This window comes from Streptomyces sp. NPDC036815, from assembly GCF_055609205.1.
In genome coordinates, this window is sequence record NZ_JBVJPW010000035.1 from 1 (window position 1) to 14,119 (window position 14,119).

Annotated in this window: 8 protein-coding genes and 5 pseudogenes; 1 reads left to right on the top strand and 12 read right to left on the bottom strand. The window is 66.8% G+C overall.

Annotation, left to right across the window (positions count from 1 at the left end):
* Positions 1–685: 685 nt before the first annotated feature.
* The 8 genes and pseudogenes from ACZ69I_RS37670 to ACZ69I_RS37705 all read right to left on the bottom strand — a co-directional run.
* Positions 686–1,258: pseudogene (locus ACZ69I_RS37670) on the bottom strand (AfsR/SARP family transcriptional regulator); the annotation flags it as partial.
* Positions 1,259–1,759: 501 nt separating this feature from the next.
* A pseudogene (locus tag ACZ69I_RS37675) lies at positions 1,760–1,999 on the bottom strand (AfsR/SARP family transcriptional regulator); the annotation flags it as partial.
* Between the two features lie 845 nt (positions 2,000–2,844).
* Positions 2,845–3,405 carry a cysteine hydrolase family protein gene (locus ACZ69I_RS37680; protein ID WP_470837022.1) on the bottom strand — a complete coding sequence of 187 codons (561 nt, stop codon included), beginning with the start codon at positions 3,403–3,405 and terminating at the stop codon, positions 2,845–2,847.
* A 577-nt stretch (positions 3,406–3,982) separates the two neighbouring features.
* A pseudogene (locus ACZ69I_RS37685) lies at positions 3,983–4,764 on the bottom strand (transposase family protein).
* 205 nt (positions 4,765–4,969) lie between these two features.
* A complete protein-coding gene (locus tag ACZ69I_RS37690) occupies positions 4,970–5,497 on the bottom strand; it encodes a hypothetical protein (protein ID WP_470837024.1) in 528 nt (175 codons plus the stop codon).
* Between the two features lie 290 nt (positions 5,498–5,787).
* Entirely contained in the window at positions 5,788–6,330 is a 543-nt protein-coding gene (locus tag ACZ69I_RS37695; RefSeq protein WP_470837026.1) for a hypothetical protein, read from the bottom strand.
* A gap of 181 nt (positions 6,331–6,511) precedes the next feature.
* Positions 6,512–7,636, bottom strand: coding sequence for a PLL family lectin (locus tag ACZ69I_RS37700; protein ID WP_470837027.1), 1,125 nt, complete (start codon positions 7,634–7,636; stop codon positions 6,512–6,514).
* 1,083 nt (positions 7,637–8,719) lie between these two features.
* Complete coding sequence (locus ACZ69I_RS37705) at positions 8,720–9,874, bottom strand: N(5)-(carboxyethyl)ornithine synthase (protein WP_470837029.1); 1,155 nt, start codon at positions 9,872–9,874, stop codon at positions 8,720–8,722.
* 159 nt (positions 9,875–10,033) lie between these two features.
* On the opposite strand from ACZ69I_RS37705, the pseudogene ACZ69I_RS37710 reads away from it, so the two are divergent.
* Positions 10,034–10,491, top strand: a pseudogene (locus ACZ69I_RS37710) (IS701 family transposase); the annotation flags it as partial.
* A gap of 470 nt (positions 10,492–10,961) precedes the next feature.
* Here the strand turns inward: ACZ69I_RS37710 and ACZ69I_RS37715 are convergent.
* From ACZ69I_RS37715 to ACZ69I_RS37730, 4 genes and pseudogenes are all read right to left on the bottom strand, one after another.
* Complete coding sequence (locus tag ACZ69I_RS37715; protein WP_470837030.1) at positions 10,962–11,504, bottom strand: GNAT family N-acetyltransferase; 543 nt, start codon at positions 11,502–11,504, stop codon at positions 10,962–10,964.
* A gap of 28 nt (positions 11,505–11,532) precedes the next feature.
* Positions 11,533–11,914: pseudogene (locus ACZ69I_RS37720) on the bottom strand (IS5 family transposase); the annotation flags it as partial.
* Between the two features lie 230 nt (positions 11,915–12,144).
* Positions 12,145–12,858 carry an ANTAR domain-containing protein gene (locus ACZ69I_RS37725; RefSeq protein WP_470837032.1) on the bottom strand — a complete coding sequence of 238 codons (714 nt, stop codon included), beginning with the start codon at positions 12,856–12,858 and terminating at the stop codon, positions 12,145–12,147.
* 91 nt (positions 12,859–12,949) lie between these two features.
* Positions 12,950–13,693: an ANTAR domain-containing protein gene (locus ACZ69I_RS37730; RefSeq protein WP_467682732.1), complete on the bottom strand. Its 744-nt coding sequence runs from the start codon at positions 13,691–13,693 to the stop codon at positions 12,950–12,952.
* Positions 13,694–14,119: the final 426 nt, after the last annotated feature.

The window sequence follows — 14,119 nt, forward strand, 5'->3', positions numbered from 1 at the left end:
ACGGACCCAGAACCTGAATCTTCATGGGTTTCCTCCGTACGTCGTCGAAATCCTCAACCTGACTGCAGCCCGCCACGGGCCCCTGCACTACAACCCCGAAACACACTCCCTTCCACACCACAACCCCAACACCAAACCCCCCACCCACCCGCCCCCGACACCAGCTCCCACCAACCCCCGGAAAGACACACAAGAAACAACACATGAGACATCAGAAACGAGGACGAGACGCTGGAGGCCGAAGGGCGAGGGTGAGAGTGAGGGACAGGGAGTGAGGGAACGGGGGGCGAACGGTGCGAGGTCGGGAGTGAGGGAGTGTCAGGCGGCCTGCCCCGCCCGCACATTAGACGCCCCAGACCAGGCACACATGAGCTGAAGTGAAACCCACACAACGGACAGGAAAACGTTGTCCCCACCCCCCACCGCCCGCGACCACCCCCACCCACGAACGGGCCGCACCGGACCCACAGACCACCCCCGAGAGGCACCGTGCCGGGGGGGGCGCCGTACCGGGGGCGCCGTACGAGGCGCCGTGCGCAGGGGACGCCGTACCCGGGCGCCGTACCGGGGCGGAGCGGGGCGGCCGGACCGGGGAGGAAACCCGACGGCCCCACCCCACGCGGCCACCGCACCCCGAGGGGCGACAGCCCACCAGCCGCAGGCCGGGAGCACACGGACGCACCGGCTAACCGGTCGCCGCCAGATGCCCCCCGCCACCCCCGGACGACGGCGCCGCAACCTCCTGACCCGCACTCAAAATAGACCGCTGCAAACGCCGCAACCGCGCCGAAGGCTCCAGCCCCAAATCCCGCACCAACGTCGCCCGAAGCCGCTGATACACCGCCAACGCCTCCCCCCGCCGCCCCGAACGATGCAACGCCAGCATGAACTGCGCATGCAAACTCTCATGCGTGCGATACCCATTCACCAACACCGTCAACTCCGACAACAACTCCCGATGCCGGCCCAACCGCAGATCCGCCTCAATCCGCCGGTCCAACGCACACAACCGGCTCTCATCCAACCGCTTGATCTCCATCTGCAACTGCGGCCCCGCCTGCACATCAGCAAACGCCGTCCCCGACCACAACCCCAACGCCTCACGCAACTGCCGCGCCGCCCCCACCCAATCCCCCCCATCCATCGCCCGATACCCCGCCCCCGCCAACCCCTCAAACACCCGCACATCACTCAACCCCGCACCCGCCACCAACAAATACCCACCCGGCATCGTCACCAGCACATCCTTCGCCCGCACCCGCCCACCCACCCCACCAGCCACCGAAGCAGAAACACAGGCAGAAGCCGGGACAGACACAGAGGTGGAGACAGAAGAGGCGGAGACAGAAGCAGAAGCGGAAGCCGAGACCGAGGCCGAGGCGGCAGCAGAAGCGGAGGCAGAGACGGAGGGAGCGGAGGAGGAGGGAGAAGCGGGAGCAGAGGCAGAGACGGAAGCGGGAGCGGAGACAGAAACCGAGGCGGCAGCAGCAGAGGCGGAGGCGGCGCCGACAACATCAGGAAGGGCGCCACCCACAGGCACCGCGCCAGGGACAACACCCACAGCGGCCCCGGCACCGGGGGCGGGGGCCAAACCGGTAGCAACACCAGCACCGGACACGACACCGGGAACACCAACACCAGCGGCAGAGACGGCGCCACCAAGCACAGGGCCAGGCACACTACCGGCACCCACACCCGGAACCACCACACCCGAGACAGAAGCAGGGGCAGGGGCAGGGGCAGGGGCAGGGGCAGGAGCACCCTGATCCAGCGCCGCAGCAATCAACTCACGCAACTGCAGCACATACGTCTGCAACGTCGTACGCGCACTCCGCGGCGGCGCACCCCCCCACAACTCCTCCGTCAACACCGACACCGGCACCATCCGCCCCGCATGCAACGCCAGCAACGCCAACACCTGACGCGGCTTCGGCGCCGTCGGCGTGATCGAACGACCATTCACCCGCACCGCCAACGCACCCAGCACCTCGATGTCCACAGCGCCCCCCCCGAAACATGGTTGATGCCGCTCACCCGGGGGACACCCCCCTACCGCACCCCGATTCAAATAGATTCCCCCCACCCTGTCAATAGAAAACCGCGTAGCTGGTTTCTACCCAACCCCCAACCCCCACCCACCACCCCTCAAGCCACCCTCAAGACACCACCCCACCCCACCCACACACCCCAGTAGAGAGTCCGACGAGCCCGGACACCCCACCCAAACCGCACAGAACAACCACCCCAACCGAACCCATCAACCCAGCCCAGATCAACCGGACCAACCGCAAGAGCCTCGCCAACCCGCCCCGGCCGCACACGCGCACGGAACACCAAACCGCCTCAGCGGTTTTGTGAAAACGGGTGAAACCATGGTTCCCCTGTCCCGCAGCAAGTACGTGGCGCAGTTCGGCAAGGTGCCGGAGTTCTAGTTGACCAATGAGTGCCAGTGCGGCAGCCGACCCCAGTTCACCGTAGATGTCGTGGGAGTTCGCCCGAATACTGCGTCATTACCGAGGACCTCGGCGAAGGCCATCGCGGAAGTGGCGTGGTCCTCGAGCCAGTCCACCCGCAGCGAGTAGGTGACGGTAGCCACCCAAGAGCACGTCGATGGCAGAGGGCCCTCCGCACTCTCGTACGCAAACCGGACAGATCTCACGCATGGCCCAGTGCTCGTCCAGGAGGTCCCGAAGTCCGAAAGTCAACCGCAACTGACGGGCCACATCCAGATCTTCGGCAAACACATTGTCCCCCCAAGAATGCGCCGCCGCACCGACGGTGAGCAGCACATCCGGTTTCCACTCAGAAGGTACGGCAAGCCTTGCACGGTCCGAGCGAAAGGGGCTATTGCGCCGTGTTCGCCATGAGCCAGCCCTCGACAGTCACCACATCCGCCCACTGCGGGAACAACCGCTCAATGAGCACTCGATGCACCTCTGGATCGGTGTCCAGACAGGCGTCGGAGAGAACGGTGAGACCGAAGTCCATATCGTTGGCCTGACACAGCGTGGACAGCACCACAGCGCTCGTCGCAATTCCGGCGAGCACGAGACTGTCGATACCACGCGCCCGCAACACCACATCCAGGTCACTGCCCGAGAACGCACTCGCACGCCTCTTGGTGACCACCACATCGCCCGGCCGGGGCGCGACGTCAGGGTGGATCTCAGTGCCGGGGGCGCCCTCTACATAGAAGCCGGCTCGCGCGATGGCAGTCAGAGCCTTATTGCGTGTACCAACTTCCGGGAAACCGGGGCGCAATCCGATGACCACGTAGATCACGGGGATCTTGGCCGCCCGGGCGCCATCGATCGCTCTTCGCAGGCGTGGCAGGTATCCCGAACCATCGTCGGCGATGTCCACGATGGCCTGTTGAACATCCATCACGAGAAGAGCACTGTGCATGTCGCCTCCAAGAAGGAAGTCAGCTCGGGATTTGGATCGGCCAAGTACACCGCCCCCGGAACATGTGCGGGCTCGGGCACAACGATGACGCAATCGCCCGACAAGACGAGATAAGAGGTAGACGAGTGAGACAGAGGTACCGAACGGGCAGCGTACGCCCGAGACATGGCACGAGACGAACAGTCCCAGAGCGCCCCACCACCCTTTGGACTCCCCTCACGCCTCCCCCGCCGGCAACCCTCACCACCACAAACGTCCCCTACCCCCCAGAGGAGTTTCCAGCCCAGTTCGATCTCGTCGACCACGACGGGCAGGCAGCCACTGTCACCCACTGACTGCGCCCCCGACGCACCCACCAGCTCGAAGCACTTGCTCCATCACCTCTCCGGCCACAACGGACGCTCGCCGGACCACTTCACGCCCAGCCGGCCCTCTCGTTCGTCACCGCACCATAAGCGGGCCGGACTTCGTCGCGTCAGATCCTGGACGCGATACGGCTCTCTCCAACCGACTCCCCGCCGAGCTACTCGGCCGGATACGCTCCGACCGCGTGATGGACAGTGAGCGCTTTCCCACATCACGTTGAGGCGTGATGGAGGACGAGGACGGCCTTCACGACGTCGGTGATGCGGTTGGTGCTGCAGCGGAGCTTGCGTAGCAGGCGCCAGCCCTTCAGTACGGCCATGGCCTGTTCTCCGACGCATCGGATCTTGGCGTGGGTGGTGTGGTGCCGTCGCTGCCATCGCTTGAGTCGTCGGCCTCGAAAGGGGACCCGGACAGGGCGGCCAGCGCCCTGGTACGCCTTGTCGGCGTAGGTGGTGAACCCAGCCGTGGCGAGTGCGTTGATGATGCCGTGCTCGCGTGCGGCGGTCAGGTCATGGGTGGCGCTGGGTAGCGCGGGAGAGGCCCACAGCAGCCGACCGAAAGGGTCGGTCAGGACCTGCACGTTCATGCGTGATGCTTCTTCTTCCCGGAGTAGTACGGCCGGTCAGGGGCGATCCGGTCGATCGGCGGCACCGTGCCGTCCAGGATCAGATACGTCTTCTTCCGGGCCGTGGATATCGCCTCGTCGAGCGGTGATGCGAGCACGGCCAGTACCCCGATCGCCTCCTGGACGTGGCGGTGCGCGGTCGCGATCCCGATGCCGAAACCCGCGGCGGGCTGGGCGTAGGTGTCACCGCAGCGCACGTGTGCCAGGGCGATCAGGGCTTGGCGATCTGCGGTCAGCCGCCGCCATCGCGTCCCGATCTCCCGGCGGTGTCCGGCCAGTTGACGCGTAAGGTGCCGCAGATGCGCGGTGGACAGATCGATCGCCGACGGATGGACAAGCGCACGAGCTCCTGGTGGCGCACGGTGGATCTTGGTCGTGACACCGTCTACCAGGAGCTTCACCACGTCACAGACCAGCCCAACTGGTGTACCGCACCGTTACGTTGGAATGGCTCATGGGCCATCGACGTGAGAAGGAACAGAGAGCGGGAGTCCACAGCGTCGACATACTCAGGCATGTGACGAGCATTCTGAGAACCCACAACTGCGCGGCACGGGCATACGGGCGGCCACGCTATGCGCGGGCCGCCGCCCAGGCGGCCCCAAGTTCCACGAGCCTCCGGCGGAGTTGGCCTCGCTGCTCCTCCAGGACCAGCGATGCCGGCGACACGACGAAGACGTTGTCCCGGTAGGGAAGGAACCGGAGCTGCTCCCACCCTCTGGCGATCTTGGCCGTGACGCGGTCCCACTCGGCTTCGTTCGGCAGCCGGGCCGCACTCGGGTCGGAGACTCCGGGAGAGCACGCCACGGCCCGACACCCGGGCATCAGCCGGAAGATGACTTCGGAAGCGAGGATCACGCCCAAGCCGCGCCCACTCCGTTCCTCGTGCAGGGTGACGCGGTCCATGACGAGCAAGGCGGAACCGCCATACTCCAGCAGTTCCCCGACCTCGTCCGTGTAACAGCCCGTGGCGGGGTCGAGGAGCGTCTGGGCGATCTCACCAAGATCCTCAGACGCCTCCTCCATGGCTGCGGATGCGTTGCGCCCACGATCGAGGTACACATGCGAGAAGGTCGTCGAACCGGCCACGCCGTCGCCCATGGCGCACGCGGACCAGCCCGCTACGTCGCACGCGCCGGGTGGCGGTCGGGCAACGGTTGCTGTCGTGCTGCCGACTGCGGTGGAAGATCTCCACGCTCCACTCCTCCCGGGTGCCCGCGTCGAGGGTGTCACTCAGCGTGTCGACGTAGAGGATGCTCAGGTGAAGCTCGGTCGGGTTGCCAGGGAGCGGCAAGAGCTCGATCACTACAGCACACCTAGCCACTGTGACTGAGCGCCATTTGGCCACTTGGGCGCTCACCGACTCGCCCGCTTCTACCGCCACGTCGGAATCAGGAGTTCATCTGTCGATCGATGAGCCATCGCGCTTGGGCTACGTTGCCACTGCCCACGGTCAGGCTGGTCCTGGCCGCGGCATAGAAGCGGTCCCGGCCTTCGTCCGCGCGTCGTACGGCAACTATCCAGTCGAAGTCGTCGCCAGCAACACCACGTGCCGCCCGCTCCAGCTGCAGCACTGCCCAGCGCCACTCGCGCGCGGCGGCCACCGTGTCGGCGTCGCCCAGCAGAAGCACCGCCTCCCACGCCTTGGTCCGCTGGGCGTCCGCTTGGGCGATCAGTTCAAGCCCCGTGGCCCGATCGATCGGATGCGCCCGCGATGAGGATCGTGACGACGCCGTGAGGCGATGCGCAAGTAAGTGGACCTCCTTGAGCGCCCGGCCGAACTCGGAGTAGGCATCCAATCGTCGTTCATCCCACCGCACCGAGAAGGCACGCTCCCACTGCGCCCTGTCGTTGAGCCGTGCCGTGAGCAGCGTCCCCAGGACACCGACGATGACACCTATGAGTGCAGGCAGCTGGTTCAGAAATGCAGTCACCCTCAAAGCGTGCCCGTCGCAGCGTCCGGACAAGTGGCACGCTCAGAGCGGCCAACTGGCGGGTTCTGACCTCACTTCCGTGGTGACTGCGCCAGGGATGCGACCAGTGTCCAGACCAGGAGGCAGCCGCCGAGCCAGGTAGGCCGCCGGGGCTTTCCTGGCGGCCTACCCATGGGGCGGCTTAGGGCAGCGACCACCAGTTGACCCACAGGGCGGAGTCATCGGTGATGACGAAGGCGTACGGCCGCTGCGTGGCATTTGGATTGTCCTGCATGGTGAGTGCCTCGCCGGGGCGCTCGATGATGCGTCCGGGTGGGGTGTTCTGGGCGGCCCAGTGCCACGCCTTGCCGTCCCACCAGTTGACGTACAGCTTCGAATCGTCGGCGATGACGAAGGCGTACGGGCGGGTGAAGGCGTTCGGGTTGTCCTTCATCGTGACCACGCCGACGGAGTCGAGGATAAGCCGCCCGCTGGGCGTGCCCTGGTCGCTCCAGTGCCACGTGGAGCCGTCCCACCAGTTGACGTACAGCTTCGAGTCGTAGCCCTGGACGAAGACGTACGGCCGCTCCGCCGCATTCGGGTCGTTCTGGACGCTGACGACGCCCGCACCCTTCTTGACCGGCTGCCCGGACGGTGCGCCTTGGTCGCTCCAGTGCCACTTGGAGCCGTCCCACCAGTTGACCCAGACCTTGGAGTCGTCGGTGATGACGAAGGCGTAGGGGCGGGTGAAGGCGTTGGGGTCGTTCTTCATCGTGGTGACGCCGATGGGCCGGGAGATGGTGCGGTTCGGCGGGGCGCCCTGGTCGCTCCAGTGCCACTTCGAGCCGTCCCACCAGTTGACCCACAGGCGGAAGTCGTCGGTGATGACGAAGGCGTACGGGCGCTGCGCCGCGCTCGGATTGTCCCGGGCGGAGATGACGCCGACGCCCTCACGGATCAGACGTCCGGCGGGCGCGCCCTGGTCGCTCCAGTGCCACTTGGAGCCGTCCCACCAGTTCACGTGCAGCTTCGAGTCGTCGGTGACGACGAAGACGTACGGGCGCTGCTGCGCGTCGGCGTCGTTCTGCATGGTGACGGCGCCGACCTTCTCGATGACCGTGCGCCCGGCCGGCGTGCCCTGGTCGCTCCAGTGCCACGCCTTACCGTCCCACCAGTTGACGTGCAGACGCGAGTCATAGCCGCGCACGAAGGCGTACGGCCGCTGCACGGCCTGGGGGTCGTCCTTCATGGTGACGGCGCCCATCGTGGCCCGGACACCGACTGCCGTGGTGGGCCTTTCCTGGTCGTTCCACTGCCATGAACCCATCGCGTTCCCTCTCCGGCCCCCGCCCCGGAATCACGGGCAGGGGCGTGCTGAAGTGAGACGTGCTCTCAAGGCCCTGGCGCCACGGGAGGCGGGCACCAGAGTGCGGGGACGGGTCCGGCCGGAGTCCCGCGACGTGCCGTGCGCGCACACTCTGGCACCGCCGTGCTGACCTGTCATCGCCGTATAAGCGAAGAAAGCGATCCGCTGGCCTGTTTCGGACATGTCAGCTGACAGCGCTGCATTCCCGGCAGCAGGCTTCACGTGCCGGTCAGCCCGCGATCCGCAGAGGGAAGAACGTGAAGGATCAAGTGACGGACGAGAAGATCCTGGGGGCCGAATGGCCAATATCGCCGCGCCTGACCACCCGCCGTTGCTGTGACCCAGAGCGTCGCCGCCCCAAGCACCTGGACGCTGAGCGCATCTCTGGCGTAGCCGTCATGGAAGCGCGACCAGAACCTAAATACGGGCGCCCGCGAAGGGCTCGTACGGTGGCGCAGCGCGGCCGGGCATCCGATCTGCACACGGAGGACAGTGGGCAGAGTCGACTCCGTCCTCGGCAGGTAGTCTTTCGCAATCCACGCACAGCGCTCGGCCGCATGTCGAGCACTTCGGATCCGTCGGCCTCCCCGCCGGGCCAGTGCCGACCCACCCCACAGGCTCACATTCCCCGGTACACGGCCGGCCCACCAGCACTTCCGCGAGCAGGGGCGGACTGAGCGCTTCCAACTCAGCACGCCCCTTCGGGGTAAAACAACTGATCGAAGCATGTCTTGCACATGGGTCACCGGTAGTCGCCGGATTCCGACCTCGCCCGTCGGCGCTCCGGCACTGGACGGTTTGATGTGCGCCATCCTGCTGATGGCGCACAATAAGGTGGAGTTCTTGCGGTGCTGCGCAGTTTGAACAACAGGGCGCCACCCAGGCGCGAGACCGGGCGATGAGATCCGGCCGCACTCCCTGGTTCGGTACCCAGGGGGCTGACGCCGGCATCCGGTTACACGTACGAGCCAGGCTGACGGAAGGCCGGGGCGTCTGGTCCACGGCATACCCGATGGGGTATGCCGTCGACCAGGTGGCGTCGGTTCAGAGCAGCGCGTGCGGGTACTGTTCGGCGCGGTTCTGGAAGGCCAGGACCGCGGGGTTCTGGACGGTGCCGCCGCGGATCTCGATCGCCCGGCGAATCGTGCTGTCACCGTCCCAGCCGCTTGGCCCTCCGAGGACCGGCCGCAGGAACGGGATCAGCGCCTCGCTGTTCTCCCAGGTGGCCGCATCCCACAGGTAGGAGGGGCTGTGGTCCACGGCGTAGTAGTGGACGTGGTCGCCGACGGTGAACATCGGCTCGTTGAAGGTGGTGGGTCGAGCCCAGGCGAAGCCCATGCCCTCGTCGCAGGAGACGTCGATGACGAGGGTGCCGGGCTCGAGCTTCGGCAGGTCCTCCTCTATCAGGAACATCAGCGGTGCCGCGGTGTCCTGAAGCACGCAGTTGACGATGATGTCGTGCGCGGCGAGGAACTCGGACAGCGGTTCCGGGCCGTCCTCAGTGAGCGCGATGCTGCGCCGCGGGTCGAGGGTGTCGTCGGCCGCGTCGTGGTCGAAGCGCACGATCCGTGCCGAGTGGATCGGTGAGCCGACGGCTGCAGTGCCGCGGGCAGTCAGCACGTCCACGTCGTGAACGCCCAGCGCGCTGAGTGCGGTTACCGCACCGCGGGCGGTGGCACCGAAGCCGATCACTACCGCGCGCCGCCGACGTCCGTAGTCACCGGTCGCACCGGTCAGCTGCATGGCATGCAGCACCGATGAGTAGCCGGCCAGCTCGTTGTTCTTGTGGAAAACGTGCAGGCTAAACCCACCCTCCCGGGTCCAGTGGTTCATCGCCTCGAAGGCGATCACTGTGAGCCTGCGGTCGATGGCGGCCTGCGTGACCTTCTCGTCCTGCACGCAGTGCGGCCATCCCCACAGCACCTGCCCGTCCCGCAGCTCCGCCAGATCCTCGTGCAACGGTTTGGCCAGCAGGATGACGTCACTCTCCGCGATCAGTTCCTCGCGTGAGCGGAAACCGGCTACCCACGGTGCAAGCTGACGGTCCGGAACACCGAAGTGCTCTCCGTAACCGGTCTGCAGATAGATGCTGGGCTGAAGGTCGACGTCGATGCGTTCGAAGTGCGCTGGGTGGATCGGCAGACGATGCTCGTTCTCTTTGCGGGTCTGCGACATGATTCCGAGCTTGAGCTGCTGCAAAGTACCCCTTTGATTACTACCTGTCTAACACACCCCGGAGCACGGGGACTTGGTTGGCTACTCTCCTCCGGGCCGGGCGCCTTCAGCCGACAAGCCCAGGAACGCCTGTCCCGGCTGCCGTCTGCGCCCCCTCGTCGGCCGGGCGCTGTCACGGTTGCCTTCCACGTCATGGCCACCACCCGGCACGACACCGTCGTCACCCGCTGAGCACTCGACCACCCCCTTCATGACCTGTTCCCCGGCCTTGCCCGGCAGAAGTGGAAGCGCCGCTCCTGCTGCGAGGGAGTCCACCGCCAGCGGATCTTCGACTGGGCCCGCGTCGAGGTCCGGCCTGGCACCGCGAGGACCGCCGGCACTGGGTGATCGCCCGCCGCAGTGTCAGCCGCATCGCAGGCAGCCGGTGGGCTGTCGAGGAATGCTTCCAGACCGCGAAGCAAGAGTGCGGCCTGGACGACTACCAAGTCCGCCGCCACCCCGGCTGGCACCGCCACATAAGCCTGGCCATGGCAGCCCACGCCAGCCTGACCGCCCTGCGGGCCCGCGAACTCGACGCCGACAAAGCAGCAACGGATCCTCTCAGCTCATCCACCTCAGCCTCGCCGGGATCAGACGCCTGATCACCCGCCGCACCAACTGCCGCCCCACCCCCTGCGACGACATCCTGCACTGGTCACACTGGCGACGACGACGCCAACACCAAGCCCGCATCAGCCACTACAAACGACGCGGACACAACCCCTGACCCGGCCAGCAGCCACGGCTAGCACCGTTGCAGTACTAGGCGCCGCAGCCGCTTTGGGCGCGGTTCCCACCGCTTCAGCTGCCTTTCCGCTGGCCCCGACGGCCGACGTGCGGCACGGCGCACTCACGTCCCACCCAAGCGCCGATGACTACACCCGGCTCGAGGGGTACAGGGACGTCGATCAGTGCAACCGGATTGGCTACGCCGGGATTCAGTCGGGCAAGTGGAAGCACTATTCCCGCTCGCAGACACACGTTGCCCTTCCTTGGCGGAAAAGCCCGTTTCAAATGGCTACTACTACCTGTTCGTCAAGAACTGAGAAGCTATTCCTGAAGGCGGAGTTACTCAGAGTGGGGTGAGGATCATAAGGACCTCGTCGCGATCGTCGTCTGCGTTGAACCGAAGGGCGCCGGGCCAGCGGCCGATCTCCTTCCATCCGAGCCGCCCGTAGAAGCTCTCCAGACCCATGCCCCCGCGGGCGGCGAGGTGCAGTTGCTCCAGCCCCATCTCGTCCTTCGCGATTCTGCGTGCCTCCTCCATGAGGGCCCGTCCGATGCCCAGCCCTCGGAGTGCGGTTCGGGTCTGGACGTGGTGGAGGGTGCCCCAGTGCGCGATGAGCTCGAACCGGTCGCGGCGGACGTTGAGCCAGCCGGCGAGTTCACCGTTCAATGCCACCGTGAGGATTCGGCTGGTATAAGGGGCAAGCTGATCGACTATGTGATCAAGGGCGGGCCTCACCGCGGCCGCGTCGACGGGCGGGAACGGGAAGCCTGCTGCGCCGCCTGCGTTGGTGACCTCGATCCAGCACTCGGTGAGGTCGCTTCGGATCTTGGGGTTGGCGCCGTCAGGCGAGGTGAGCTGCTGAAAGACGAGGGAGTCGGGAGTCATTCCGAGATCATCGCAGCGGCCTCTGACTTCTCCGCGTGAAACGGCGCCGTCTTGGTATCCGTGCGGGCCGGCCCCGGGCCCCGGCGGTCTGCTGGTGGACGCGGCGCACGGTGGAGTCCACGCTCACCACGCTCTAGGATCCGGCCCTTTGCGTCAGCGTCGGCCAGGACGGCCTTCAGCACCTTCGCCCGCATACCGTCCGCTGACCACCTGCGATGCCTGTCGTGGCAGGTCTTCCACTTCCCGAACCGTGAGGGAAGATCACGCCACGGGATCCCGGACCGCTGCCGGAAGAGGATCCCATTGATGACCATGCGGTGGTCCTTCCAGCGCCCGCCCCGCCCCACGCTCTTCGGAAGGTGCGGCTCCGCCCGGTCCCACTCGCCATCCGAAAGGTCACCCCGTCCCACACAGAACGGAACGAGACAGCGGCGTATTAGTCATGCGACCCACCGGACAGTCTCTAGGTGGACGAGTCGTCCCGGGCGGAGGCAGGTGACGTGGATCGAGGGTTCGTCGGTGGGCAGGCCCAGTTGCTCATGAAGATCGCGGGCGCGGAACACCTCCTTCGGGTGCTCGTTGAACGCGGCCGGGGCCGGACATACCCGAGTGCGTGCATTCGGCAAGCAGGGCTTCGCCCTCAGGCATGTCGCGGCGAGTCGTCTCCGCTGTCGTCCATGCGCAGCCGACGGGCCAGCACGTCACGGGCGACGTCCAGGAGCGGTCGGTCGTGGCTGAAGGCGTGACCGCGCATCCGGATCAGGGCGTGGTCGCAGTCGGCGCCCAATTGGTCCGCGAGCATGCCGGTGGCTTGGTGGACCTCGGCGAAGTGGAGGCCGGGATCGTCAAGGAGCGAGGTGGGAGACAGGTCGGCGTGGGCAGCAGTGGCGATGGTGATCTGGGCGACGGTGTCGGCCAAGCGGAACGCATCGGTGAGTTGGTCGGCGGACATCGGTCCGGGACGGGTGCGATGGCCGGTGAGGGCGCCGAGCGCAATTACCCCGATGCGCAGCGGGAAGGAGAACACCGCGCGTACGTCCAGCGCCTCGATGGCTCCGGGCAGGCCGGGCCAGCGGGCGGGGGCGAACGCGGAGACATCGGCCACGTCGGGCAGCAGCAACAGGGCCCCACAGCCGACGGCGTCCAAGCTCGGGCCCTGCCCCTGGACCCGTTGCAGATCCTCCAGCGCGACCGTGCGCTCGCCGAAGGACTGCACCAGCTCGGCAGCGCCGCCTCCTGGGGCAAGGAGCAGACCAAGGCCGTCCAGGTCCAGCATGCTCGCGCAGGCCGCAAGCGGCAGCGGGGCCAGGCCCGGTCCCGTGTGTGAGCTGAGGGCGCGTAGGTAGTCTGCCATCACCGGATGGGTCACCGAAGCCACTCCCTTGCGGGCGGTGGAGAGGTCGGGCGGCGGTCGGCCCACCAGTCAGCACCGATGGGCAAGTGCCTCACGGATCGCGCCGCTTGAAAAGCGATGAATCGGCTGTGCCCCCCAGCACCTGGCGAGCGATCTCGGTGAGCCGCGTCTGGTGATCGCGTGCGTAGCGGCGCATGAGGTTGAACGCCTCCTCGACGCTGGTGTCGCGCTGGTTTGCCAGACAGCCCTTGGCCTGCTCGATGATGATGCGGCTGTCCAGGGCGGCCTGCAGTTGTGCGGTCACTGTCATCTGTTCGCTCACCGCCCGCTGTTGCAGCACGCCGATGGTGGCGGTGTCGGCCAGCGCCTGCCCCAGCCGTACCTGTGAGTCATCCAATGGCCCGGCCTGGTCCCGGAACAGGGCCAGGGACCCGATCACTTGGGTGTGCAACCGGAGCGGGGCCGCTACGACCGAAGTGAAGCCCGCCGCCACGGCGCGCGGTGCGAACCGCGGCCATCGCATCCGGGCTGCCTGGGTCGCCAGCACTACGTCGGGGATGTGCTTCTTCGTCCGGAAACAGTCCCGACAGGGGCCCTCGTCCCACTCGATGCTGGCCAGTTCGAGTTGGCGGGTGCGCTCGTTCGAGGCCGCCGCGTCCACCAACTGACCGCCCGGAGTGGCAAGCAGGACCCCGGCTGCGGCCACATCCAACAGGTTCACGCAGTGCTCGGTGAGCGTATGCAGGAATCCGATGATGTCGAAGTCCTGCACCAAGGTGTCGGCGAGGTCGACGAATGCGGCCGCCAACTGTTCCTCACGCGGCAGTTCAGGCATGCCCCATCCACCTCCACAAGTGGCCCGGGGACACCTTCCCACAGGGTGCTGTCTCCTGCCGCCACCCAGTCTCCTCCCCCTTGCGCGCTCTTACCAGAGCAGCTCTGGAGTGCCGTGCCGACGTAGGGACAGTCCAGCTATGGCACGACCGTGTCCCGGCCGGCTGAACGGGGTACTCAGATCTGCCCACAGCCGCCGACGTGTGGTCGGCGCGGCCGTGGACGGGCTCTGCGGAGTCGCTCGCCCTCCAGGTCATGACGTTCAGCCCTTCGCGCGTCTGACGCTCCGGCGCCGCGGACGGAGACGCCCTCGGCCCCCGTCCCTGTGGTCGCGGCGGTCGTGGGCGATGGGTGGGACCGTGGTGACCGGTTTTGGCTGCGTAGGGCCGAGGAGGCCCCGGCGGCCGGAGTGGTGACCGCTGTAGTG

What these genes read in the sequence shown, in the direction of transcription:
- ACZ69I_RS37680 (WP_470837022.1), bottom strand. Translation starts at nt 3,405, where the DNA reads ATGCACAGTGCTCTTCTCGTGATGGATGTTCAACAGGCCATCGTGGAC.
- ACZ69I_RS37690 (WP_470837024.1), bottom strand. Translation starts at nt 5,497, where the DNA reads ATGGGCGACGGCGTGGCCGGTTCGACGACCTTCTCGCATGTGTACCTC.
- ACZ69I_RS37700 (WP_470837027.1), bottom strand. Translation starts at nt 7,636, where the DNA reads ATGGGTTCATGGCAGTGGAACGACCAGGAAAGGCCCACCACGGCAGTC.
- ACZ69I_RS37715 (WP_470837030.1), bottom strand. Translation starts at nt 11,504, where the DNA reads ATGACTCCCGACTCCCTCGTCTTTCAGCAGCTCACCTCGCCTGACGGC.
- ACZ69I_RS37725 (WP_470837032.1), bottom strand. Translation starts at nt 12,858, where the DNA reads ATGGCAGACTACCTACGCGCCCTCAGCTCACACACGGGACCGGGCCTG.
- ACZ69I_RS37730 (WP_467682732.1), bottom strand. Translation starts at nt 13,693, where the DNA reads ATGCCTGAACTGCCGCGTGAGGAACAGTTGGCGGCCGCATTCGTCGAC.